Annotated in this window: 19 protein-coding genes; 7 read left to right on the top strand and 12 right to left on the bottom strand. The window is 68.5% G+C overall.

Features of this window, described 5'->3' with window-relative positions; all coding sequences use genetic code 11:
- The first annotated feature begins 239 nt into the window (after window positions 1–239).
- Window positions 240–1,268 (top strand): tRNA (adenosine(37)-N6)-threonylcarbamoyltransferase complex transferase subunit TsaD, encoded by a 1,029-nt coding sequence (gene tsaD, locus ABV408_RS16270; RefSeq protein ID WP_353979929.1) that lies wholly within the window; start codon window positions 240–242, stop codon window positions 1,266–1,268.
- A gap of 79 nt (window positions 1,269–1,347) precedes the next feature.
- Here tsaD and ABV408_RS16275 read toward each other — a convergent pair whose 3' ends face one another.
- Entirely contained in the window at window positions 1,348–2,025 is a 678-nt protein-coding gene (locus ABV408_RS16275; RefSeq protein ID WP_353979930.1) for a glycerol-3-phosphate acyltransferase, read from the bottom strand.
- A 164-nt stretch (window positions 2,026–2,189) separates the two neighbouring features.
- Here ABV408_RS16275 and folB point away from each other — a divergent pair, with 164 nt between their 5' ends.
- The 4 genes from folB to ABV408_RS16295 all read left to right on the top strand — a co-directional run bounded on the left by folB (window position 2,190) and on the right by ABV408_RS16295 (window position 5,424).
- The gene (folB, locus tag ABV408_RS16280) at window positions 2,190–2,543 is read left to right on the top strand and encodes a dihydroneopterin aldolase (RefSeq protein ID WP_353979931.1); all 354 of its coding nucleotides are present in this window, start codon (window positions 2,190–2,192) and stop codon (window positions 2,541–2,543) included.
- Window positions 2,543–3,067: a 2-amino-4-hydroxy-6-hydroxymethyldihydropteridine diphosphokinase gene (gene folK / locus ABV408_RS16285; RefSeq protein WP_353979933.1), complete on the top strand. Its 525-nt coding sequence runs from the start codon at window positions 2,543–2,545 to the stop codon at window positions 3,065–3,067. The genes folB and folK overlap by 1 nt, the downstream gene beginning before the upstream one ends.
- 189 nt (window positions 3,068–3,256) lie before the next feature.
- Window positions 3,257–4,729 carry an ATP-binding protein gene (locus ABV408_RS16290; protein WP_353979934.1) on the top strand — a complete coding sequence of 491 codons (1,473 nt, stop codon included), beginning with the start codon at window positions 3,257–3,259 and terminating at the stop codon, window positions 4,727–4,729.
- Entirely contained in the window at window positions 4,729–5,424 is a 696-nt protein-coding gene (locus tag ABV408_RS16295) for a response regulator (protein WP_353979935.1), read from the top strand. Before ABV408_RS16290 ends, ABV408_RS16295 begins: the two co-directional genes overlap by 1 nt.
- A 19-nt stretch (window positions 5,425–5,443) precedes the next feature.
- Here ABV408_RS16295 and ABV408_RS16300 read toward each other — a convergent pair whose 3' ends face one another.
- The 5 genes from ABV408_RS16300 to ptsP all read right to left on the bottom strand — a co-directional run bounded on the left by ABV408_RS16300 (window position 5,444) and on the right by ptsP (window position 12,710).
- Entirely contained in the window at window positions 5,444–5,980 is a 537-nt protein-coding gene (locus ABV408_RS16300) for an O-acetyl-ADP-ribose deacetylase (RefSeq protein ID WP_353979936.1), read from the bottom strand.
- Between the two features lie 94 nt (window positions 5,981–6,074).
- Window positions 6,075–6,836 (bottom strand): methyltransferase domain-containing protein, encoded by a 762-nt coding sequence (locus tag ABV408_RS16305; RefSeq protein ID WP_353979937.1) that lies wholly within the window; start codon window positions 6,834–6,836, stop codon window positions 6,075–6,077.
- A 191-nt stretch (window positions 6,837–7,027) separates the two neighbouring features.
- Window positions 7,028–8,848, bottom strand: a complete 1,821-nt coding sequence (locus tag ABV408_RS16310) for a PTS fructose-like transporter subunit IIB (protein WP_353979938.1) — start codon at window positions 8,846–8,848, stop codon at window positions 7,028–7,030.
- Window positions 8,845–9,822 (bottom strand): 1-phosphofructokinase, encoded by a 978-nt coding sequence (gene pfkB / locus ABV408_RS16315; protein WP_353979939.1) that lies wholly within the window; start codon window positions 9,820–9,822, stop codon window positions 8,845–8,847. Before pfkB ends, ABV408_RS16310 begins: the two co-directional genes overlap by 4 nt.
- A complete protein-coding gene (gene ptsP / locus ABV408_RS16320) occupies window positions 9,822–12,710 on the bottom strand; it encodes a phosphoenolpyruvate--protein phosphotransferase (RefSeq protein ID WP_353979940.1) in 2,889 nt (962 codons plus the stop codon). Before ptsP ends, pfkB begins: the two co-directional genes overlap by 1 nt.
- Before the next feature lie 330 nt (window positions 12,711–13,040).
- Here ptsP and cra point away from each other — a divergent pair, with 330 nt between their 5' ends.
- Both cra and ABV408_RS16330 read left to right on the top strand, forming a co-directional pair.
- Window positions 13,041–14,021 carry a catabolite repressor/activator gene (cra, locus tag ABV408_RS16325; protein ID WP_353979942.1) on the top strand — a complete coding sequence of 327 codons (981 nt, stop codon included), beginning with the start codon at window positions 13,041–13,043 and terminating at the stop codon, window positions 14,019–14,021.
- Window positions 14,022–14,098: 77 nt separating this feature from the next.
- A complete protein-coding gene (locus ABV408_RS16330; RefSeq protein WP_353979943.1) occupies window positions 14,099–16,150 on the top strand; it encodes an alkaline phosphatase family protein in 2,052 nt (683 codons plus the stop codon).
- Window positions 16,151–16,253: 103 nt separating this feature from the next.
- On the opposite strand, the gene ABV408_RS16335 is transcribed toward ABV408_RS16330, so the two are convergent.
- The 6 genes from ABV408_RS16335 to ABV408_RS16360 all read right to left on the bottom strand — a co-directional run bounded on the left by ABV408_RS16335 (window position 16,254) and on the right by ABV408_RS16360 (window position 24,386).
- The gene (locus ABV408_RS16335) at window positions 16,254–17,837 is read right to left on the bottom strand and encodes a SulP family inorganic anion transporter (protein ID WP_353979944.1); all 1,584 of its coding nucleotides are present in this window, start codon (window positions 17,835–17,837) and stop codon (window positions 16,254–16,256) included.
- 49 nt (window positions 17,838–17,886) lie between these two features.
- Window positions 17,887–18,543 carry a carbonic anhydrase gene (locus ABV408_RS16340; protein WP_353979945.1) on the bottom strand — a complete coding sequence of 219 codons (657 nt, stop codon included), beginning with the start codon at window positions 18,541–18,543 and terminating at the stop codon, window positions 17,887–17,889.
- A 605-nt stretch (window positions 18,544–19,148) separates the two neighbouring features.
- A complete protein-coding gene (locus ABV408_RS16345) occupies window positions 19,149–19,940 on the bottom strand; it encodes an MOSC N-terminal beta barrel domain-containing protein (protein ID WP_353979946.1) in 792 nt (263 codons plus the stop codon).
- A gap of 47 nt (window positions 19,941–19,987) precedes the next feature.
- Window positions 19,988–20,425 carry a DUF4385 family protein gene (locus ABV408_RS16350; RefSeq protein WP_353979947.1) on the bottom strand — a complete coding sequence of 146 codons (438 nt, stop codon included), beginning with the start codon at window positions 20,423–20,425 and terminating at the stop codon, window positions 19,988–19,990.
- Between the two features lie 142 nt (window positions 20,426–20,567).
- The gene (locus ABV408_RS16355; RefSeq protein WP_353979949.1) at window positions 20,568–23,159 is read right to left on the bottom strand and encodes a TRAP transporter permease; all 2,592 of its coding nucleotides are present in this window, start codon (window positions 23,157–23,159) and stop codon (window positions 20,568–20,570) included.
- 252 nt (window positions 23,160–23,411) lie between these two features.
- Window positions 23,412–24,386, bottom strand: coding sequence for a TAXI family TRAP transporter solute-binding subunit (locus ABV408_RS16360; RefSeq protein WP_353979950.1), 975 nt, complete (start codon window positions 24,384–24,386; stop codon window positions 23,412–23,414).
- Between the last annotated feature and the right edge of the window lie 165 nt (window positions 24,387–24,551).

Genomic DNA, 24,551 nt, shown 5'->3' on the forward strand with positions numbered 1-24,551 from the left:
GCACGACCCAGTCCTGCAGAGCAGCGTATTCTAGTGCCGGCCTTCACGCTTTGCAAACGACTTTTCCTGGCCGCTGCGCTGTCCGGCAGGCGTCAGGCGGGCCCTGCCACGGACTCCGTGCCGGGGAGACCATCCTTGAAGGCCATCCGTGGAGACCATGCAAAGCCCATCGCCAGCGCGTAGTATAGTGCGCCTTGTCATTCCCCTCCCCCTTTTGATTAGCGACGGAACCTTCGACCATGCGCGTGCTGGGCATCGAAACCTCCTGTGACGAAACCGGCGTGGCCCTCTACGACAGCGAGCAGGGCCTGCTGGCGGATACGCTCTACAGCCAGGTCGCGCTGCACGCGGAGTTCGGCGGCGTGGTGCCGGAGCTCGCCTCCCGCGACCACACCCGCAAGCTGCTGCCACTGATCGATCAGGTGCTGGCCGATGCCGGCCTGGAGAAGCGCGACATCGACGCCATCGCCTATACCGCCGGCCCGGGGCTGGTCGGCGCGCTGATGGTCGGCGCCTGCACCGCCCACGGCATGGCCCGGGCGCTCGCGGTACCGATCCTCGGCGTGCACCATATGGAGGGGCATCTGCTGGCGCCGATGCTGGAGCCGGAGGCGCCGGAGTTCCCGTTCGTGGCGCTGCTGGTCTCCGGTGGCCACACCCAGCTGGTCGACGTGCGCGGGCTGGGCGACTACCGCCTGCTCGGCGAGTCGGTCGACGACGCCGCCGGCGAGGCCTTCGACAAGGTCGCCAAGATGCTCGACCTGCCCTACCCCGGCGGCCCCCAGGTGGCGGCCCTGGCCGAGCAGGGCGACAGCAGCCGGTTCCACTTCCCACGCCCGATGACCGACCGCCCGGGTCTCGATTTCAGTTTCTCCGGGCTCAAGACCCACACTCTGACCGCGCTGCGCAGCCTGGAACAGCAGGCGGCGCTGGATGCCCAGGCGCGCGCCGATGTCGCCCGCGCCTTCGAGGATGCGGTGGTCGACACCCTGGTGATCAAGTGCCGCCGCGCGCTGGAAGCGAGCGGACGCCAGCGTCTGGTGGTGGCAGGCGGGGTCAGCGCCAACCGCCGGCTGCGCGCGACCCTGGACCAGGCCCTGGCCAAGCGCGGCGCCCGCGCCTACTACCCGCGCGGACGCTTCTGCACCGACAACGGCGCGATGATCGCCTACGCTGGCGCCCAGCGCCTGCTGGCGGGCGAGCGCAGTGATACCCCGCAGCCGCGGCCGCGCTGGCCGCTGGCCGAGCTCACGCCGCCGCAGCCCTGAGTCTGTCGGCTGTCGCCGGCCCACGCTAGGGTTTGCAAGAAAAGTCAGCGAGCGCAGGTAGTGTTCGTACAGAGCCACGCTAGTCGCTATCGAGACGCTGCCTCTCCGTGCCGACGTCACGCCGATCTTCGAGCGCATCCTCCTCGTCCAGCGGGTCGGCCAGCGCCGGCGCGACGGTCTCGCGTCGGTGCTCGCGCCAGGTCCGGATATTGAAGGCGTGGCGGATGAGCACCAGGGTCGAGAACACACAGATCACCCCGCTCATCGGTGGCACCAGCCAGTAACTCAGCAGCGGCGCGCTCAGCGCCGTGGCCAGCGAGGCCACCGCCGCGGTGCGCACCCGCCAGGCGAGCAGGAACCAGCACACCGCGCAGATCAGGGCGACCGGGGTGGCCAGCATCAACAGCACGCCAAAGGCGCTGGCCACCGCCTTGCCCCCGCGCCCGCGATGCCACAGCGGGCAGCTGTGCCCCAGCAGCACGCTCAGCCCCACCAACCCCTGCGCCCACACCGACAGCGACGCGCTGCCGGCCAGCCACAGCACCGGCATGCCCTTGCCCGCGTCGATCACCAAGGTCGCCAGCGCCGGGCGCCAGCCGAAGGCGCGCAGCACGTTGGAGAACCCCGGGTTGCCGGAGCCGGCCCGGCGCGGGTCGCCCAGGCCCCACAGCCGGCAGACCCAGATCGCCCCCAGCAGCGAGCCGCTGAGATAGCCGGCTGAAGCCAGCGCGATGGTGATGAGCGTGGATGACGGCATCCGCCCTCCGGCAGTGGACGATCGGCATGGGTCGCGGACGACGCGAGCCCTGATTCTGCCACTCTCATGACGTACAATCGACGCTCGCGAGCGCAGCGCGTGGCGCGAATCAACCGGATGTGTACCGAACCTGGGTGGACTCAATCAGGATGGACCCAATCAAGATGGATCAAGTACTGATCGAAGGGCTGCGCGTCGAGACCGTCATCGGCGTCTACGAGTGGGAACGCCACGTACAGCAGTCACTGGAGCTCGACCTCGAACTCGCCACCGACATCCGCGCCGCGGCGCGCGACGACGACCTCACCCACACCCTGGACTACGCCGCCATCTGCGAGCGCCTCACCGCCTATGCCGCCGACCATGCCCATGGCCTGGTCGAGACCTTTGCCGAGCGCGTGGCGCAGCTGGTGATCGCCGAGTTCGGCGTGCGCCGTCTGCGCCTGACCGTGCGCAAGCCCGGCGCCGTCGCCAGCGCGCGCGCGGTGGGCGTGCGCATCGAGCGCGAGGCCGGCTGATGCCGCTGGCGGTACTCGGACTCGGCAGCAGCATCGAACGTGAGCGTCACCTGGTCGGCGCTCTGGATGCACTGGCGGCCCTCGCCGCCCCGGCGACGCTGCGCGTCTCGCGGGTGTTCGAGAGTCCGCCGGTGGGCTTCAGCGACCCGCGCGACTTCTACAACCTGGTGGTAGCGTTCGATACCGACCTTGCGCCCGCCGCGCTCAACGCCCGCTGCAAGGCGATCGAGCAGGCCCACGGCCGCCCCGCCGGCCCCACCAAGCAGGTCGCGCGCACCCTGGACATCGACCTGCTGCTATGGGGCGAGGCCTGCGGGCGCCACGGCGACACCACCCTGCCGCGGGCGGACATCGAGCGCTACGCCTTCGTGCTGCATCCGCTGGCGGAGCTGCTGCCGGATCACCGCCACCCCACTCACGGACTCACCTTCGCCGAGCTGTGGGCACGCTTCGATGCCCGCACCCAGCCGCATTGGGCGGTCGCCTTCACCTGGCACGGCCGCGCGATATCCGCACCCGACTGACACGACCGACGCTGGCAACCGCCCAGGTGCACGCCAGCGCCGGACAGGTCACAATCATCCTGACGCCCTGACCGCCACCTCTACTGGTGACAGCGATCTCCACGATCTTTACCCATTGCCTGGATCGTCGCTGCGCCCGGCGACGGCATACTGACGAGGTCTTCCCGGTTCGTGAAAAAAACCGACCCCATGGCGCTAACCCTCAAAAGCCCGCGCGACTGGCCGCGCCTGTCGCGACTCAGCCTCAAGCTGTTCGTCATCATCCTGCTGACCAATGTGCTGATCAGCGGTCTCGTCTTCGTGTTCGTCTCGCGCAGCCTCGACCAGGGCTTCGTCAGCTACCTCGAGCGCAGCCAGGCCTCCCGCGCCGAGACCCTGGCCAACGCCCTCGGCGAGCAGTGGGCGAGCCGCGGCAGCTGGCGCTGGCTGCGCGACAACCCGCGCGCCTGGCAGAGCCTGGTACGCAGTCAGCTGTGGTCGAGCGAGCGCCGCCCGCCCAGCGGCATTGATCGCGAGCTGAGCGATGCCCGCGGCTATGTGCTGCTCGACGAGCTGAGCAACCCGGTGATCGGCGAGCCGCTGCTCGACCCGCCGCCACAGCGCGATCCCAACCTGCCACCGCCGCCGGAGCCGCACTTCGTGCCCATCCGCAGCGGCGACAAGACCGTCGGTCAGCTCGGCTACCTGCCGCCGGAGCGGCTGATGGCGCGCATGGACCAGATCTTCCTCGACCGCCAGCAGCGCAATCTGATGATCATCGTCGGCTCGCTGTTCCTCGCCTCGCTGCTGCTCGCCAGCGGGCTGGCCTGGTGGCTGGGGCGACGCGCGCGCCACATGACCCTGGCCACCCGCCGGCTGACCCTGGGCGACTACAGCGTGCGCCTCTCCGAGCGCGGCCACGACGAGCTCTCCAGCCTCTCCGCCGACTTCAACCAGCTGGCCGAGACGCTGGAGGCCAACCGCCGCGCGCGTCAGCGCTGGGTGGCCGATATCGCCCACGAGCTGCGCACCCCGCTGGCGGTGCTGCGCGGCGAGATCGAAGCGATGCAGGATGGCGTGCGCGAGCTGAGCGCGGACAATCTGGGCTCGCTGCAGCAGGAAGTGGATCAGCTCGGCCACCTGGTCGAGGACCTGCGCCTGCTGGCCCAGAGCGATGCCGGCGCACTCGACATGCACCTGATTCCGCTGGATCTCGAGGATTCGCTGGTCCAGCGCCTCGAGGACAGCCGCCTGCGACTGGAGAACCGCGGCCTGGCGCTGACCCTAGAGACCGAGCCCGCGCTGGTACGCGCCGATAGCCAGCGCCTGCGCCAGCTGTGGGACAACCTGCTCTCCAACACCATCGCCTACACCGACAGCCCCGGCTCGCTGCAGGTGACCCTGAAGCGCCGGGCGCGCCACGCCGAAGTGGTCTGGGAAGATACCGCCCCCGGCGTGGCCGAGCGCGACCTGCCGCGGCTCACCGAGCGCCTCTACCGGGTGGAAGGCTCGCGCAGCCGCCGCAGCGGCGGCAGTGGCCTGGGGCTGTCGATCGCCAGCGCCCTGATCGAGGCCCAGGGCGGCACCCTGGTACCCTCGCTCTCGCCCTTGGGCGGGCTGCGCTGGACCCTATCCTTTCCGCTGGAGATGGCGACCACGCCATCCGACAAGGAGCCGGCTTGATGAACGACACCATTCTGATCGTCGAGGACGAACCCAAGATCGCGCGACTGATCGCCGACTACCTCTCCAAGAGCGGCTACGCCTCGGACCATATCGACCACGGCAACGCGGTGATGGAGTGGCTGGCCGAGCAGGCGCCGATGCTGGTGCTGCTCGATCTGATGCTGCCCGGCACCGACGGCCTCACCCTGTGCCGGCAGATCCGCGAGCGCTACCCGGCGCTGCCGGTGATCATGCTCACCGCCCGGGTCGAGGAGGTCGACCGCCTGCTGGGGCTGGAGCTGGGCGCGGACGACTATATCTGCAAGCCGTTCAGCCCGCGCGAGGTGGTCGCCCGGGTCAAGGCGGTGCTGCGCCGCACCCAGGGCGCCGCGGCAGGCGCCGAGAGCGAGCTTTCCGAGGAGGAGCGCCTGGTGCTCGACGAGGATGGCTGGCGCGCCCTGGCCGGCGGCCACGACCTGGGGCTGACCGCGGTCGAATTCCAGCTGCTCAAGGTGATGATGCAGAGCCCCGGGCGGATCTTCTCCCGCGACCAGCTGATGGATCACATGTACCGCGACCACCGCATCGTCTCCGAGCGCACCGTCGACAGCCACGTCAAGAAACTGCGGCGCAAGATCGCCGACATCTGGCCGGAGCGTGACATCATCCGCTCGGTCTACGGCGTCGGCTACAAGTACCAGCCGGAGGAGTGAAGGCGGCGCGACAAGGGCCCTACCAGCCCGCCACCTGCACGAAGGACTCGGCATCCGCTGCGGAGAAGAACACCAGGGTGACCTCCAGCCCCGGCAACTGGGGTAGCCGCTCACGCATCACCTCGGCTACCACCGCCGCCGCCTCGGCGCTCGGATAGCCATAGACGCCGGTGGAGATGGCGGGAAAGGCCAGCCGGGTGAATCCCTGTTCGTCAGCCAGCGCCAGGGCGTTGCGATAGCAGGCAGCGAGCTGTCCGCGAGGGTCCTCGGACTCGGCATACACCGGCCCCACGGTATGAATGACGTGACCGGCCGGCAGCCGAAAGCCGGGGGTCAGCGCCACCTCGCCCACCGGCAGGCCATCCGGCCAGTCGCGCTGGCGCAGGGCGCGGCACGCCTCGAGCAGCTGCGGCCCCGCCGCGCGGTGAATCGCGCCATCGACGCCGCCACCGCCGAGCAGGCTACGGTTGGCGGCATTGACGATGGCATCGCCGTCGAAACGGGTGATATCGCCCTCGGCGACCGTGAGGCCCGCCTGGCGGTAGTGGATCTGCATCGCGACCTCCTCTGACGGCTATCGCCTTCACTTTAGTTCCGCCACCGGACCATGACCAAGGCATTACCACAGCTCGGGGCGACATCCGCACTAGCTATCTGTCTTGGGACGATTGGCTCTCGTGTGGCCGTTTGTCGAACCCCATGACCAGAATCGGCGGGCGCCTGAGATGCTCGGCCAGCCGTGGCTGCGCTTCGATGGCCTCCGCCGTGGGCTGGGGTTCGAGAACCCGGGCGATCGAGAGACCGGCCACCAGCGCCGCACTCAGATAGGTATCCAGGGTTCTGTGATACTTGATCACCCCATCGACGAACCAGGTGGTGGAACGCCGTCCCTCGGTGAAATAGTCATCTACCGGCCAGTGCATCCGTGGCATTTGCTCCGAGTCGTGCCAGCCAGCGAGCAGCGCGGTGCAAATCGGATGCTCCACCGAGAGCACAAGACGCCCAGTGGGTCTCAAGGCGGAAGCGACCTTATCCAGCACGCCCCCGAGGTCTTCGACGTAGTGCAGACACATCGAAGCCACCGCCACATCATAGGAGCCAACGTCGAACTCAGCGTCCTCCAGAGCACTTACGTGGAACTGGGCTCGCTTGTCCGGGTACCGTCGCCTCGCCTCGGCGATCATCTTTTCCGAAATATCGACGCCAACGTATCGAGGTACGCCCTGCGCCAGGCAGTACTCGGAGAACTTGCCAAAACCGCAGCCAAGATCGAGAACATCCAGACCGTTCAGCGCGGGCAACAGACGCCGGACGGCGGGCTCTTCGATGGCGGCATTGAGACCACCTTCGCGTTCACGAAGCGCCATGTAGCCGCTGAAGAAATCGTGATTGTCGTAGATATTCTGCTTCATCGGAGACATCCAGGCTCAAGGTTAGCATGGTGACTTCAGGCATCCAGCAGGCGCCCGTATAGGACAAGTGTCATCTTCAGCTTGTAAAGCAGCATAGGCGACAGAGCGTGGCTGTTCGGTGACGTACTGCCCACCCAACGCAAGACGCCGGCGCAGGGCGCCGGCGTCGATAGCGTGGAACGCGCCCAGCCTCAGCCGGTGCGCTGCTCGCGGGCAACGGCGCCGCTGCCCGCGTCGGCGACCGCCGGCAGCTCGCTCTCGCCGCGCTTGAGCAGCGCATAGCCGACCCCGGTGACCAGCGACCCGGCGGCGATGGCGACCAGATAGAGCAGCGCCATGTTGACCGCGTTGGGGATCAGCAGCACGAACAGGCCGCCGTGGGGCGCCATCAGCTTGATCCCGAACCACATCGACAGCGCCCCGGTGACCGCGCCACCGATCATCGCCAGCGGAATCACCCGCAGCGGGTCCTTGGCGGCGAACGGGATCGCCCCCTCGGTGATGAAGCACAGTCCCAGCACGAAGGAGGCCTTGCCCGCCTCGCGCTCCGGCTGCGAGAACTTGCCCCGTGCCAGCAGCGTGGCGATGCCCATGGCGATCGGCGGCACCATGCCGGCGGCCATGATCGCCGCCATCGGCATGTAGGTCTCGGTGGAGAGCAGGCCGACCCCGAAGGTATAGGCCGCCTTGTTGACCGGGCCACCCATGTCGAAGCACATCATCGCGCCCAGCAGCAGGCCCAGCAGCACCGCGTTGGTGGAGCCCATGTTGTTGAGGAACTGGGTCAGCCCGGCGAGAATCGCCGCCACCGGCGTGCCCACCACGTAGATCATCACCAGGCCGGTGAACAGGCTCGCCAGCAGCGGGATGATCAGGATAGGCTTGAGCGACTCGACGCTCGCCGGCAGCTTGACGTAGCGGGTCACCGCCGAGGCCGAGTAGCCGGCCAGGAAGCCGGCGAGAATCCCGCCGATGAAGCCGGCGCCCAGGGTCGAGGCCAGCATGCCGCCGATCATGCCCGGGGCGATGCCGGGGCGGTCGGCGATCGAGTAGGCGATATAGCCGGCCAGTACCGGCACCATCAGCTTGAACGCGGTACCGCCGCCGATCTGCATCAGCGCCGCGGCCAGGGTGCCCTCCTGCTCGAAGGCCTTGATCCCGAACACGAACGAGAGCGCGATACACAGACCGCCCGCCACCACCATCGGCAGCATGAACGACACCCCGGTCAGCAGGTGCTTGTAGAGACCGCGCTCCTTGACGCTCTTGCGCGCCCCGCCGCCGGCCCCTGCACTGCCGCCCTGGGGCGCGCCGCTCGACTCCACCTGGGCATCGACCAGCGCTGTCTCCAGGGTCTGCTTGGGCTGCTTGAGCGCCGCGCCGGTGGAGGTGCGATAGATCGGTTTGCCAGCGAAGCGGGTGTCGTCGACCTCGATATCGCAGGCCAGCACTACCACGTCGGCGGCGGCGATGTCATCGGCGGTCAGCGCGTTCTGCGCCCCCACCGAGCCCTGGGTCTCGACGTGGATCGCGTGCCCCATCGCCTTACCCGCCTGAGCCAGGGCCTCCGCCGCCATGAAGGTGTGCGCCACCCCGGTGGGGCAGGCGGTCACCGCGACGATGCGCCGCTGGCCATTACCGCCGGCGGCCTGGGGCGCCGGCGTGGCGGTGGCGGGCGCGCCCGCATTCGCGCTCGCGGCGTCGAAGGTCGCGGCCTCGCGCGCGGCGCGCTCGAGGAAGGCGTCCGGGTCGGGCAACGCCTGATGGATCGGCGCGCGGAACAGCCGCTTGCCGTCGAAGCGCTGCGGCTCGGGCACGCGCTCGGCCGCGACCACCACCAGCTCGGCCGCCGCGATCGCCTCGGCGGAGACCGGGGTCACCGCCTCCAGCTCGCCGTGCATCTCCACCGACACCTGCCAGCCCAGCCGCTTGGCGGCCTGTTCGAGCCGGCGCGCGCCGAGGAAGGTCGTCGCCATGCCGCTGGGGCAGGCGGTAATCAGAATCACGTTCATGCGCTCTCCCCCGCGTACGTCGCCTCGTCGAGCCGCTGCACGCGCGTTTGTTGAAGTAGTTCGGAAAAGTCTGCGGCCTCGGGCCGGCCCACGCCGACATGCCGCACCGCGTCCGCCGCCAGCGCCGTGGCGAAGCCCAGCACCTGGGCCGGCGGCTGGTCGGCGAGAATGCCGTGGAGCATGCCGGCGACCAGGGTATCGCCGGCGCCCACGGTGTTGACCACGCTCACCCGGGGCGGCTCGGCCAGCCACTCGCCGCGCCGGCTGACCCAGATCAGGCCCGCGCCGCCGAGCGACAGCAGCGCCTCCTCGACCCCTGCCCGATGCAGCCGCCGCGCCGCCTCGCGCTGGGCCTCGAGGGTATCCAGCGGCGCGCCGGCCCAGGCCGCCAGCTCATGCTCGTTGGGTTTCACCGCGCTGGGCGGCACCGCCAGCGCCGCCGCCAGCGCCGGCCCGCTGGTATCCACCCACACCGGCACACCGGTGGCCTTGAGTGCGGCCACCAGCGCGGCGAAGTCCTCCTCCGAGACCCCGGGCGGCAGGCTGCCGGTGAGCACTACCGCCCCCGGCGTCCGCTCACGGCAGTGCGTTTCGAGACGCTGGCGCAGCGCCGCGAGCGCCTCGGCCGAGACGCTCAGCCCGGGGCCGTTGATATCGGTCACCCGACCATCGGCTTCGGCGATCTTGGCGTTGATGCGCGTCTCGCCCGGCAGACGCAGGCTGGCATCCGCGATCCCCGCACTGGCGCAGGCGGCGATGAAGGGAGCGTCGTTGTCCTCTCCCAGCAGCCCGGAGAGCGTCACTCGATGGCCCAGCGCGGCCAGCACGCGAGCCACGTTGAGCCCCTTGCCAGCGGCGGCCAGCTGGCTCGACTGGGTACGGTTGACCGCACCCAGGGTCAGCGTCGGCAGCCCGATCGAAAGATCCAGCGCCGGATTGAGGGTCACCACCAGGAGCTCGTGCGCGCTCGCCATCACAGTGCCTCCAGCGCGTCACGCACGGCCTGGCTGGTGGCCTGGGCGAGTGCGGTGCGCGCATGGCGCTCGGCGCTCTCCTGAGTGATGCCGCGCAGGCGCGCCTTGACCATCGGCACCTGACGCACCGAGACCGACAGCTCGTCGACCCCCAGGCCCACCAGCACCGGCACCGCGGCGGCATCCGAGCCCAACTCGCCGCACACCCCGACCCACTTGCCCTCGGCGTGGGCGGCGTCGACCGTCATCTGGATCAGCCGCAGCACCGCCGGGTGCAGGCCATCGGCCTGGGCCGAGAGGGTGGCGTGGCCGCGGTCGATCGCCAGGGTGTACTGGGTCAGGTCATTGGTGCCGATGGAGAAGAAGTCGACCTCTGCGGCCAGGCTCGGCGCCAGCAGTGCCGCCGAGGGGATCTCGATCATCACCCCGACCTGGACGTCGCCGGCGCCGATCTCCGCCTGCAGGCGGTCGACGATGGCACGCGCCTGGCGGTACTCGTCGACGTCCTTGACCATCGGGAACATGATCCGCAGCGGCCGCTCGCCGGCGGCGGTCAACAGCGCCCGCAGCTGGGTCTCGAGTACCTCGGGCCGGGTCAGCGCCAGGCGCAGCCCGCGCAGGCCGAGGAAAGGGTTGTCCTCGGCCGGCACCGGCCAGTAGGGCAGCGGCTTGTCGCCGCCCACGTCGAGCGTGCGCGCCACCAGCGGGCGCCCGTCGAGGGCGTCGAAGGCGCGCCGGTACTCGCCGATCTGGGTCTCCAGGTCGGGGGCCTCCGGATGCGCCATGAAGATGAACTCGGTGCGCAGGAGCCCCACGCCCTCGGCACCCTGCTCCACCGCGTCGGCGGCGTGAGCGGTGTTACCCAGGTTGGCGGCGACCTCGATACGCTTGCCGTCGGCGGTACGCCCCTCTTCGAAGCGCGCCCCGTGCGCCTCACGGCGCAGCTTTTCGAGCTCCTTGAGGCGTAGCTCGGCGCGGTCGCGGCGCTCGGCGGAGGGGCGCACGATGACACGACCGAGATCACCGTCGAGGATCAGGTCGTCGTCGTTGTTCAGGGTCAACGCCCGCTCGCCGGCGCCGACCACCGCGGGGATACCCAGCGCCCGCGCCAGAATGGCGCTGTGCGAGGTGGCACCGCCACGCGCGGTGAGCAACCCTCGAACCTGAGCGGTATCCAGCCGCGCCACGTCGGAGGGGCCGATATCGTCGGTGACCAGAATGTAGGGGCGCTGCGGCGGCGTCGGCAGCTCTATGCCGCACAGCACGCCGAGCACCCGGCGACCGACGTCGCGCAGGTCGGCGGCACGCTCTGCCAGCAGCCGGTCGGCGAGTACCTCCTGGGCCCGGGCCGCGGTATCGATCGCCTGCCACCAGGCCGCCTCGGCGCTGAGACCGTCGCGCATGCCCTCGAAGGCCGCCTCGTGCAGCTCCGGGTCGTCGAGCATCTCGGCGTGCATGGAGAGGATCTCGGCCACGTCACCGCCCTTGGCAGTGCCGATCAGCGCCTGCAGCTGGCGCCGCGCCTCGTCGAGCGCCGCCTGCAGCCGCTCACGCTGGCGCTCGGCCGGGCCCTGCTTGTCGGCGGCCAGATCGCGGGCGCGCTCGGGGTAGTCGAAATCCGGCGCGCGCATCACATAGGCCGGGGCGATCGCCAGGCCCGGCGAGGCCGCCGTGGCCGGCAGCACGCCGTCGTCCTCGAGCGGTTCGAGCGGCGCCTCGACCTCACGTCGGGCGGCGCGGTTGGCGCCCGCGGCAGCCGCTTCGGCGAGCGGCCGCACCGCCTCGCCCAGCCCGCTCTCCACGGCGTCGACCATCGCCGCCAGCGCGCCCTCGGCGCCCTCACCCTCGGCCGAGAAGATCAGTGTCTGGCCGCGCCGCGCGCCGAGCCCGATCACCTTGGTCAGGCTCGCCGCCGAGACCGACTCGGCGCTGCCTTCGAGCAGGCGCACGCGCACCGGCAGTGCCTGCTCGCGTGCCTTCTGCACCAGCACCTTGGCCGGCCGCGCGTGCAGCCCGTGGGCGTTGAGCAGGGTAACCCGGGCGGTCTGGGCACTGCTCGACTCGCCGGAGAGGCGCATCAGCACGCCGTCGGCGTCGGCATCCACCAGCGCCTCGCCCTGGCCGCTGTCGAGCAGCTCGGCGAGACGTGCCAGCAGGTCGCGGTGGGCGTCGTCGAGGGCCGCCACGCAGAAGACCCCGTTGACCGGCCCGCGCGGGCCGCTGAAGGCGCGCTCCGGCGTCGCCAACGACAGCGCCGGCTGCTTGACACCGCGGTCGGCACTGACCAGCCACAGCCCCTGCCCCAGCGCGACCGGCTCCTGGGTGTTGATCGCGGCGACGAAGCTGGCGTCGACACACTCCGCCTGACGCAGCCGCGCCGCCGCCGCCAGTGCCAGCTCGAAGCGGTCACGCGCGGGGAAGTTGAGACACAGGGTGTCGGCGTCCAGACGCGCCTTGGGCCGCGGGCGCGACAGCAGCGCGATCATCTCCTCGGCGCTGTCGGCGGCGGCCAGGCGCTCGGCGACGCCTTCGGCGTCGAGCACGTGGGTGAGCTGGCGCAGCACGTCGAGGTGCTCGTCGCTGGAGGCGGCGATGGTGACCAGCAGATAGACGCGGTTGCCATCGTGCCACTCGACCCCTTGCGGGAACTGCAGCAAGCGCACCCCGGTGTGGTGGATCTGGCTGCGGCTCTCCGGGGTGCCGTGGGGAATCGCGATGCCGCTGCCCAGATAGGTCGAGCCCTGGGCCTCGCGGGCGTGCAGCGCATCGCGGTAGGCGGGCTCCACCAGCCCGGCCTGGTGGAGCGACGCCGCAGCCTGGTCGAGGGCGTCCTGCCAGCCGTCGGCGCGGCAGTCGAGGGCCGCGTCTTGCGGCGTGAGGGTCAGCATGTCGGTCTCTCCCGGAAGCGGTGTTGGCGACGCTCAGAGCCCACTGTACTCAGCCGCGGCCGGCGGCGTCACCGCTGTCGCGCCGGACGCGCCGGTCACCGCCGACAAGCGCTGAGCCGACGTCGCGGTCCGGAGCCCGGCCGCGGCGTCGATCAGAATAAGCTGAATCGTGTCACCTAATGGCGTTATGCTCGTCGTTACGCGGGCATTTGACAAGCTAGACCTTCGCAGGACGCCGCCGCCCGCGGCATCGAGCGTACGCCCGGGGCTGGGCCGCCCCGGCGCGACGGGTTATGGTGCCAGGCGTTCGCACGCTCCGGAGACCGCTCGATGAAACTCGCCGATATCGCCCGCCTGGCGGGTGTGTCCCGCACCACCGCCAGCTATGTCCTCAACGGACAGGCGCGCGCACGGCGCATCAGCGAGGCCACGGTGGAACGGGTGCTGACGGTCGCCCGCGACCACGACTACCGCATCGACGCCCAGGCCGCGGCGCTGCGCGGCGGCGACAGCCGCACCCTGGGGCTGATCGTCCCCGACCTGGAGAACGGCAGCTATGCGCGCCTGGCCAAACGCCTGGAGCATGGCGCCCGCAGCCAGGGCTATCAGCTCTTGATCGTCGGCTCCGATGACGACCCCGAACGCGAGCGCACGCTGGCGCGCTCGCTGCGCGCCCAGCGCTGCGATGCGCTGATCGTCGCCAGCAGCCTGGCCCCGGACGACGACTTCTACGCCGAGCTGCTCACCAAAGGGCTACCGGTGATCGCCGTCGACCGCCCGCTCGACCCGCAGCACTTCATCAGCGTGGTGACCAACGGCCGCAGCGCCGGCGAAGCCTTGACCCGCTCGGTGCTCGACCCCGACGTCAACGAGATCGTGTGGTTCGACGCCGTGCCCCAGCTGTCGATCAGCACAGAACGCCGTCAGGGCTTCCTCGCCGCCTGCCGCAGCTTCGCCGGCGAGTACCGCTGTATCAGCGCCGCGCGCTACGATCGCGCCAGCGGCGCCGCGGCCATGCGCCAGCTACTGGGCGAATCGCGTCTGCCCGACGCCATCGTCACCGCCTCCTACACCCTGCTGGACGGCCTGCTCGACGCCCTGCTCGAACGCGGCGCACTGCCCACCGGCCTGCGCCTGGCGACCTTCGGCGACGACCGCCTGCTCGACTTCCTGCCGTGCCGGGTCAACTCGCTGCCCCAGGACCACGACCGCGTCGCCGCCCAGGCGCTGGCGCGCGCGTTGCAGGCGGTGCGTGGCGACTACCGCCCCGGCCTCGATGTGATCGAGCGCACGCTCAAGCGCCGGCGGTGACCACGGCCGCCCGCCCGGGCTATGCTGAGGCCGCGTCGTCGACGCGCACGCCCTCCTCCCCCGAGCTGGAAGCGTTCATGCAAGAGACCCTGCCCGATATCCTGGCCGGCCCGCTGCTGCGCCGCTGCGACCCGCAGCGCCTGGTGCTGTGGCTGGTGGCCACGCGCCCGCTCGCACTGCGGCTGACGCTGAGCGCCGACGGCGAGTCGCGCACGCACGACCTGGACGCTGCCACCACCTGCCTGGCCATCGGCGATCACGCCCACTGCCATCTGATCGATCTGGCACTGACAACGCCGCTGCCGCAGGAGACGCGCATCGCCTACGACCTGGCCTACCGTGATCGCCACGACGCCTGGTGCTCGCTGCGTGACTGGGGCCAGGCGCTCGCCTATCCCGGCGAGCCGCTGCCCACCCTGGTGCTGCGCGCACGCCACGACGCGCTGCTCCACGGCTCGTGTCGCAAGCCCCACCACGCCGGCGCGGATGGTCTGGCCCGCGGCGACCGCTGGCTGGGCGAGCGCCACCAGGACGCCGCTGCCCGCCCGGCGGCGCTGATCCTGAGCGGTGACCAGATCTACGCCGACGATGTCGCCGGCCCCCTGCTCGCCGCCATCCATGCGCTGATCGCGCGGCTGGGGCTGTATGACGAGTGCCTCGAAGGCACCGAGATCGCTACCGGGGAAGCGCTCTACGCCCGTGACGACACTTACTACCACCGCGACGCACTGCTCCCCGCGGTAGCGTCGAACGCCGCGCTGCGCGACAAGTTCTTCGGCGGCAAGCGCAAGCCGATCTTCACCAGTGCCAGCGCCGAGAACCACCTGATCACCTTCGCGGAGGTGATGGCGATGTATCTGCTGGTATGGTCGCCCACACCCTGGCGACTGATCACGCTCGAAATGCCCACCCTCGACGCCGCCGAGGGCGAGCGCTACCGCCGCGAGCAGCGTCACATCGACGGCTTCGTCGCCGCGCTGCCGCAGGTCGCGCGCCTGCTGGCGCATCTGCCGACGCTGATGATCTTCGACGATCACGACATCACCGACGACTGGAACCTGACCGCCGCCTGGGAGGCCGCCGTCTACGGCCATCCCTTCTCACGGCGGATCGTCGGCAACGCGCTGCTCGCCTACCTGCTGTGCCAGGGCTGGGGCAACGACCCCGACGGCCTGGCCGCGCCGCTGGCGGCGACCCGCGAGTGGCTCTCCCGGCGTGACGCCGACGGCCGTCTCGACTGCGCCCGCCACGGCGAGCTGATCACCCAGCTTCTGCGCTTCACCGGCTGGGGCTACACCCTGGATACCCAGCCGCGTCTGGTGGTGCTGGATACCCGCACCCGGCGCTGGCGCAGCGAGCGCAAGCGCCACCGCCCCTCGGGGCTGATGGACTGGGAGGCGCTGAGCGAGTTCCAGCAGGATCTGCTCGAACAGTCCGAGGTGATCATCGTCTCGCCGGCGCCGATCTTCGGCGTCAAGCTGATCGAAGGGGTACAGCGGCTGTTCACCGCCCTGGGCAAGCCGCTGATGGTGGATGCCGAGAACTGGATGGCACACCCGGGTTCTGCGCATACCATGCTCAACATCCTGCGCCACAGCCGCACGCCGCAGCGCTACGTGATCCTCTCCGGCGACGTCCACTACTCCTTCGTCTACGCCATCACCCTGCGCCAGCGATCAATCGACATATTTACCGGCAAACCGAGTGAGATGAAGCGCAAGGCGCGCGGAGCGCAGAATCGGAGGCATAACTTGGGGTTAGACGAGGGTCGATCGGACCGGCGAACCGGCACCGCGCAACACAGCGATTCGCTCACGCAGGTGGCTGGCCCCCGGATGTGGCAGGTGACCAGCAGCGGCCTCAAGAACACCTTCCCCACCACCCTGCTCGACTGGTTCGACCGCCTCAACCGCTGGCTCTACGCGCCCTGGTCACCGCTCAATTGGCTGACCAAGCGCCGGCGCATGCTGGTCGAACCCTATCGCCCGGCCCACGCCAGCCACGGCGAGCGGCTGTGGAACCGCGCCGGTATCGGCTACGTGCGGCTCGACGCCGAGGGCGCACCGAGCGAGGTCATGCAGCTGGGCGCCGATGACGTCGATACCCATTTCGATCGTATCGCCGACTGAAACGCAGCGCTCGGTGGCGGCGTATCTCACTCACGCGACCGCCGCCGGCTGACGGGCCGGCGGCGGTGGAGGTGACGATACATCGAGTGGCGGCTGCCGTGGCTCAGGCCGGACGCAGCAGCGCGGCGTCGCCGTCGATATCGCCATAGGTGCCGCTGGTGCCCTCGACGTCGCGTAGCTCGACCACGATGCCACGGCTCGGCGCGCTGTCGATGAAGCGGGCGATGTCCTCACGGATATCCGGGTCGACATAGTTGGCCCCGGTGGCATCGACGATCAGCTCGCCGCCGTCGGGCACCGCGTCCAGATACTGGCGCATCTCCTCGCGGTTGAGAAACGACACATCCTGCTGGAACTGCAGCAGCACGTGATCACCGCGCCGGGTGTGGGCGATCGCCGAGCGGTAGCCGGACTGCAGCAGGAAGTAGAGACTGCACACCAGCCCCACCAACACCCCCATCAGCAGGTCGGTGGCGAGGATCGTCACCACAGTGACGGTGAACGGCACGAAGCGGCGCATGCCCTCGCGGTAGTGGGCGACGAACAGCGACGGCTTGGCCAGCTTGTAGCCGGTATGCAGCAGGATCGCGGCCAGCGTCGCCAGCGGGATCAGCTCCAGCCACATGGCCAGGAACGCCACGCTCACCAGCAGCAGCCCGCCGTGGATGATGCTCGCCAGACGCGTGCGTCCGCCGGCATTGGCGTTGGCCGAGCTACGCACGATCACCGCGGTGACCGGCAGCGCGCCGAGCAGCCCGCAGACCATGTTGCCGATGCCCTGGGCCTTGAGCTCGCGGTGCGGCGGCGAATGACGCTTGAGCGGGTCGAGCTTGTCGACCGCTTCCAGGCTGAGCAGCGTCTCCAGGCTGGCGATGATGGCAATGGTGATGGCCACGGTATAGACCGCCGGGTTGGCCAGTGCGCCCAGGGTCGGGCGGGTCATCTCGGCGAGCAGATCAGCCGGACCGCTGAGCCCGCCGAGCTGCACGTGGTGCGCCGTATCCAGCGCCAGCGCCGGCATCGCCGTACCCACCAGCCGCTCGATCAGGATACTACCGAGCACCGCCAGCAGCGGCCCAGGCACCAGGCTCAGCAGCCGCTGGCGCTTGATCAGCGGCTGTTCCCACAGCACCAGCACGGCGAGGCTGAACAGCGCGATCCCCACTGCCAGCGGCGCGACGCCGCTGAACAGCGCCACCGGGTCGGTGATCGCCGGCATGTCATCCAGCGGATGGCCGAGCGCCATGGGAAACTGCCCGAGCACCAGAATCAGGCCGATCCCCGCGAGCATGCCCTTGATCACCGCAGTCGGCACGAAGGCGCCGATCCGCCCGAGCCGGAAGATCCCCATCGCCAGCTGCAGCACGCCGGCCAGGATCACCGCGGTGAGAAAGGCGGAGAAGCTGCCAAGTGTCTCGATCGCGTCGAGCACGATCACCGTGAGCCCGGCGGCGGGGCCGCTGACCGACAGCGCCGAGCCGCTGAACAGCGTCACCACCAGCCCACCGACCATGCCCGCCACCAGTCCGGCCAAGGGCGGCGCGCCGGAGGCCAGCGCAATCCCCAAACAGAGCGGAATCGCCACCAGGAAGACCACGATGCCGGCGGGCAGATCGCGGGCCAGGTGGCGCAGGGAAAGTGTTTCGGCACGCTCCACGTGAGCGTCGCTAGAAGTCTGAGTCGTCATTGTCTTGTCCTTGACCTGAAAAATCCGTCGATGTCGCGGGGTGCCAGCCTCAGCTCGCCGCGCGACGCCAACCGTTGGCCTCGGGGATGGCGTCAGCGTCTGCCGGGCCGCGGCTCACCACGTCGTCGAGTTGACCGCTGGCGAGGTCGTAGACCCAGCCATGCAGGGTCGGTGCGCGCCGTGCCGCCCAGCTCTCGCGTACCAGTGACAGCTCGGCCAGGCGCTCGACCTGGGCGGTGACGTTGAGCTCGACCACGTGGTCGACCTTGTCACCCAGCTGAGTGAAGCGGTTGAGTTCATCCGCGTGCACCGCCACCAGCTGCCTGAGCTGGCCGACATGGGACTCGACCCGGGGCAGGGCCGCCAGCGCCTCGTCGCCGCTGATCGCTGCCTGGATGCCGCCGCAGCCACGATGACCGCAGACGATGATGTGCTCGACCTCGAGGGCCTTGAGCGCATACTCGAGCACGCTCATCACGTTGGCGTCGTTCTCGTCGACCAGGTTGGCGATATTGCGATGGATGAACAGCTCGCCGGGGCTGGCGTTGCAGATCTGCTCGGCGGGGACTCGGCTGTCGCAGCAACCGATCCATAGCGCGCCAGGCGCCTGGCCTTGGTGCAAGCGGGAGAATATCTCCGGATCGGCGGCGCGTATGCCGGCGGCCCAGGCGCGGTTCTCGAGTAGCAGACGATCGGTGAATTGCATGGGAACTCCTCGGCAGCGTTGGGATCGCCAGTCGCGATCACACTGCGCTCGAATAGCGATCGGTGGATGGCGATGACAGGAGCCGTCCGCGCCCCGGGTAACACGGCGGCGCCGGCTTCGCCTAAAGTCGTAACGGGAGAGCCATGTCGGCGGCAACCATTAACCGCTTTGCACGCTGAAAATTTTGTAAGCCGAGGTGAAGGATTGTGCGCACGGTGCCACTGATGAGAAGCGGAAAACAGACAGGAATGGCGCACCATACTGGCCCAGAAAGTGCCAGTAGCGCGATCGATTCGAAACTATTCGAGTCGAAATGGTCATAAAGATGAATACCGCATGAACAGGGCGCTCATGCGGTTATCAGCCAGCGAGGAACGTTTAAAATTTAATAAAAACTAATGTAACAGAAGCCGCGATTACCTGTCGCCAGGATGAACGCCTGATCAGCCTTGTCACCCCACCCTCTGAGGGTAGACAACATGAATGTTAAAACGACTCACCGATTCATCTGACATTCATGAAAGTGCCGATTTCCACGAGTAAAGGCGTGCAACTGGAGGCTGTCTCTGCAGGATCAGGTACTGCCCTTGCAAGAGAGATCCAGGCTATTCGAGCACCACCAGCGCATCGTTCACGCTCACACTGCCGGCATTCTCGGCCACCAGATTCTGCCCGAAATAGACCTTTCCACGCGCTCCGCGACGGTAGCCGGCCAGCGCCTTGAGCGGCTCACGATCGGCGCGCTTCTCACCGCGTGCCGGGTCCACCGTGACCATGGCGCAGCGCGAACAGGGCGCATCGACGCGGAACGTCACCTCACCGATACGCACACGCCGCCAGCCATCCTCGGCATAGGGCTCGGTACCCGTCACCACCAGGTTGGGCCGGAACTGAGCCATGACATGAGTGCCGTCGGTGCGCCGGTTGAGATCATCGAGAGAGGCTTGCGAGATCAACAGCAGCGGATAGCCGTCGGCAAAACTCACACGCACTCCGATGGCGTCGCGGTAGCGCGGCGAGCGCTCGCCCAGCCACAGCAGCCGTGCCGGCTCGCCGGCGACCTCGCTGAACCAGGCATCGAGCGAGGCGTGGGTGGCCTGCGCGGCAAACTCGTCGCCCCACACCTGGGTCGTCACCGCCTCGCCACTGAACTCCTCGCGCGCGACGTCGAGCGGCGGCAGGCTGTCATGGGTCAGGGTCAGACGCTCGCCGTCGAAGCTCGGGCGCACCCGCTGCAACTGCGGATGCGTGCGCGCGGTGAGAAAGGTGCCATCCGGCTTGATTGCCATGAAGCGACGATCGAGCACCAACCCCTCCTCCTCGACGCGGGCCTGGACGAGCGATTCGCCGGCGGCGGACTTGATCGGATAGCGGTGGATCGCGGAGAGCGTGGGCATGGGTAGGCTCCTGGCAGAGGATCGGTCATCTAGGGGGGCGAGGCGCATCAGCGGCGGCGCTGCTGATGCGCACGCTTGGCGCGCCTGTAGGTGGTGTCGTCGCGCACCGCCTCGAGTGCACGCTGGTAGTGTTCGGCGATACGTGCCTTCTCGGCATCGGCATCCCGCGGTTCGACCGGCCGGCCGCGTTGGTCACGCTTGCGCCCGCCCGGGTAGCGGGCGTAGCGACGCGCACGGGTATAGCCCATCTGCAGATACTTGCGCGCCATGTCCATGCCGACGAAATCGTCGGCGTCGCGGTAGTCACGAAAACGCGCCGAGAGCGCCGTCACCGCCTCGCGGGCGTCAGCCTCGTTGCGGATCGCCCACAGCGACAGCAGCTCGTCCTTGTAGGGCTGGACGTGGAACACGCCCCGCTCGCCGCGGCCGATGCGGTAGGCCTCGGGGTGGCGGCGGTAATCGATGCGGCTGTCGGGAAACGCCATCTTCACTCTCCTTCAACACCCATACCTCGCGCCGTCAATACCAGCACCACGCGCCTCGAAGGCAGGACGGCCGCCTCTGGCGAGGCGGCCGTCTGCATCACATCGAACTGCATACTGCCCGTCTACCGGGCGTGGCGCAGCGTCAGGCGAGCGCCTCGCGCGACTTCCCGGCGTCGCGGCGACGGCGCTGCAACAGGACGATCATGGCGAACAGCAGCAGTCCCGGTATCCACATCAGCTCCTTGGGCAGCTGATCGCGCGGAATCCGCACCGAGACGATCTGCTGATCGAAGTCGAAGCCGAGCTTTTCCGCCTGACTGCCGAAGTCGGTGGTGTCGACCAGTACCTTGCCATCTTCCTGCATCAGGTGCAGCCCCAGGCTATCGAGGCGTTCGCTGCCGCTACTCCCCTCGGTCGCCGGTACCTGGACCACGAAGCTGGTCGGCGCGCCGTAGGCATCCAGCCCATCGACTCGTACCATCAGGTGATCACGCGGACCGATCTCGCCCAGCGCCTGCTCGAACTGGGCCGGCGGCACTTCGCGGTAGGGCGCATCGGCCATGTCCATCCAGAAGCCGGGACGGAACAGGGTGAAAGCGACCAGCAGCAGCAGCGCGCTCTCGTACCAGCGGCTCTTGACCAGCATGAAGCCCTGGGTCGCGGCGGCGAAGATCAGCATCGCCGCCGTGGCCACGACAAAGATCACGATGCCGTGCCACAGGTCGACATTGATCAGCAGCAGGTCGGTGTTGAAGATGAACAGGAACGGCAGCGCGGCGGTACGCAGGCTGTAGTAGAACGCCTGGAAGCCGGTGCGGATCGGGTCGGCGCCGGAGATCGCCGCCGCCGCGAACGAGGCCAGCCCCACCGGCGGCGTGACGTCAGCCATGATGCCGAAATAGAACACGAACAGATGCACCGCGATCAGCGGTACGATCAGACCGTTCTGCTCGCCCAGCTGCACGATCACCGGCGCCAGCAGCGCCGACACCACGATGTAGTTGGCGGTGGTCGGCAGACCCATGCCGAGGATCAGGCTGAGCACCCCGGTGAGCAGCAGCATCAGCAGCAGGTTGCCCATCGACAGCGTCTCGACCAGATCCGCCAGCACCAGGCCGACCCCGGTCTGCGCCACCGCCCCGACGATGATACCGGCGGTAGCGGTGGCGATGCCGATCCCGATCATGTTGCGCGCACCGTCGATCAGCCCTTCCCACAGGTCGCGCCCGCCGCGCTTGAGATCGCCGACGAAGTCGCTGCGCCCGCGGAAGAGCGCATCGACCGGGCGCTGGGTGAGAATGATGAAGATCATGAAGGCAGTGGCCCAGAACGCCGACAGGCCCGGCGACAGGCGCTCCACCATCAGACACCACACCAGCACGATCACCGGCAGCAGGTAGTGCAGCCCTACCATCACGGTGGGTTTGGTGCGCGGCAGCTGGGTGATCTCCTGATTGGGGTCGTCGACCTCCAGCTCGGGGTAATTGGCGCCGAGCTTGAGCAGCAGCACATAGACCGCGATGACCCCGGCGCCGATCACCCAGGAAGCAGACTCGCCCAGGGCCGGCTTGAGCCAGCCGATCCCGTAGTAGACCGCCGCCGCCAGCACCATCACCCCGACCAGCCCGGTCAGGAAGCCGAGGATCTTATTGAGCCACGGGCGCTGCGGATTACCGCTCGGCAGCCCCTGCATGCCCGCCTTGAGCGCCTCCAGGTGAACGATATAGAGCAGCGCGATATAGGAGATGACCGCCGGCACGAAGGCATGCTTGATCACATCGATGTAAGGAATGCCGACATACTCGACCATCAGGAAGGCCGCCGCCCCCATCACCGGCGGCATGATCTGACCGTTGACCGAGGAAGACACCTCCACCGCGCCGGCCTTGGTGGCACTGAATCCGACCCGCTTCATCATCGGAATGGTGAAGGTGCCGGTGGTCACGGTATTGGCGATGGAGGAGCCGGAGATCAGTCCGGTGAGCCCCGAGGAGACTACCGCGGCCTTGGCCGGGCCGCCGCGATAGTGGCCCAGCAGCGAGAACGCGACCTTGATGAAGTAGTTGCCCGCACCAGCCTTGTCGAGCAGCGCGCCGAACAGCACGAACAGGAACACGAAACTGGTCGAGACCCCGAGAGCAATGCCGAAGACCCCCTGGGTGGTCAGCCACTGATGATTGACCAGCCCCGAGAAGCTCACCCCGCGGTGGGCCAGAATACCCGGCATGTAGGGTCCGGCCAGCGAATAGATCAGAAAGATCAGCGCAATGATCGTCAGCGGCGGCCCCAACGAACGGCGGCACGCCTCGAGCAGCAGCACGATGCCGACCACGCCGATGATCACGTCCTGCAGGATGGGGGCACCGGGGCGCTGTGCGAGCTGATCGTAGAAGAAGTAGAGGTAGGAGGCACAGAACGCCCCCACCAGGGCCATCGCCCAGTCGGGCAGCGGCATGCGCTCGCGCGGAGAACGCTTGAATGCCGGATAGGCCATGAAGGCGAGAAATATGGCGAACGCCAGATGAATCGAACGCGCTTCAGTGGCGCTGAACACGCCGAAGCCGAACACGAACGGCAGCGGCGAGGCGATCCACAGCTGGAACAGCGACCAGGCTGCGGCAACGCCCAGGAGCAATCGGTTGGGAAAGCCGGTCAGCTTGCGGCCACCGGTGTCGGTAGCGGCCAGCTCGTCCAGCTTGGCCTGATCGGGGCCGGAGGTCTTGGTATCGGTCATGGTGAGATCCTGACTGGGAAACACGCAGGCGCCGAGGAAGTGGCCCGCTCACGGCAGGGACGAAACGTCTGCTTGCGGCAACGCTTCGCGGTCGGAGCCGGGCGTCACTGCCCGCCCCCTTCCAGGGCGCGGCGGCTGACGCCTCGACGAGACGTCAGCCCACGCGTGCTTAGGAAAACGCTGAACAAATAGGCGAGCGGGATGAAGCGCAAGGCGGCGATTCATCCGCGCAGGCATTTGTACCGTGTTTCCTCAGAGCCAGCCCTGCTCTTGGTAGTAGCGCTTGGCGCCATCATGCAGCGGTGCGGAGAGCCCTTCGCTGATCATGTCCTTCGGCTCGAGGTTGGCGAATGCCGGGTGCAGACGCTTGAAGCGGTCGAAGTTGTCGAACACCGCCTTGACGGTCTGGTAGACGACTTCGTCCGGCACCTCGGCAGAGGTCACGAAGGTAGCGCGCACGCCGAAGGTCTGGACGTCGTCCGGGTTGCCTTCGTACATCCCGCCGGGGATGGTGGACATGCTGTAGTAGGGGTACTTGTCGACCAGCCCCTTGACCGCGTCATCGTTAAGCGGCACCAGGTTGGAGGCAACGGTGGTGGTCGCTTCCTGGATCGCGCCATTGGGGTGGCCAACGACATAGGCCATGGCATCGATGTTGTTGTCGGCCAGCGCCGAGGCCATCTCGGCAGCACCCAGCTCGGAAGCCAGCGAGAACACGCTGGTATCCCAGCCTTCGGCGTTCATCAGCACTTCCATGGTGGCGCGCTGGCCGGAGCCCGGGTTACCGATGTTGACGCGTTTGCCCTTGAGATCCTGGATCGAGTGGATGTCGGCATCCTCGCGCGCCAGGATGGTCAGCGGCTCACCGTGCAGCGAGAACACCGAGCGCAGATCCTTCATCGGCGTGTCGAACTGACCTTCACCGTTGTAGGCGTTGTACTGCACGTCGGACTGGGCGACGCCCATGTTCAACTCACCGGACTTGATGCCGTTGACGTTGGCCACCGAGCCGCCGGTGGACGGCGCGTTGCAGCGGATGCCGCTCTCTTCGGCGCTGCGGTTGACCATCCGACAGACGGACTGGCCGACCACGTAGTAGACGCCGGTCTGGCCGCCGGTACCGATGGTGATGTACTGGGTGTCCTGCGCCATGGCGGGGGCGGACAGCGTGGCCGCACCCATCAGGGCAGAGGAGAGTAAGGCTGCAGTCAAAGCGTGGCGTTTCATGCGCATACCTCGAGTTTCCCGTTTATTGTGTGAGGTCGATCTGGCGACCCCGAACGTCGAGTGGTGGCGTGGCCCGGGCTTGTGCTGATTCTGTCCCGGCTCGTCATGCCTGCCGCGCCCTCCCTGGGTGACGCGTGGCAGGCCCGCTATGCTTCCCGTTCCCTG

The sequence above is a fragment of the Salinicola endophyticus genome (genome assembly GCF_040536835.1).
In the GTDB taxonomy this organism is placed as follows: Bacteria; Pseudomonadota; Gammaproteobacteria; order Pseudomonadales; family Halomonadaceae; genus Salinicola; species Salinicola endophyticus_A.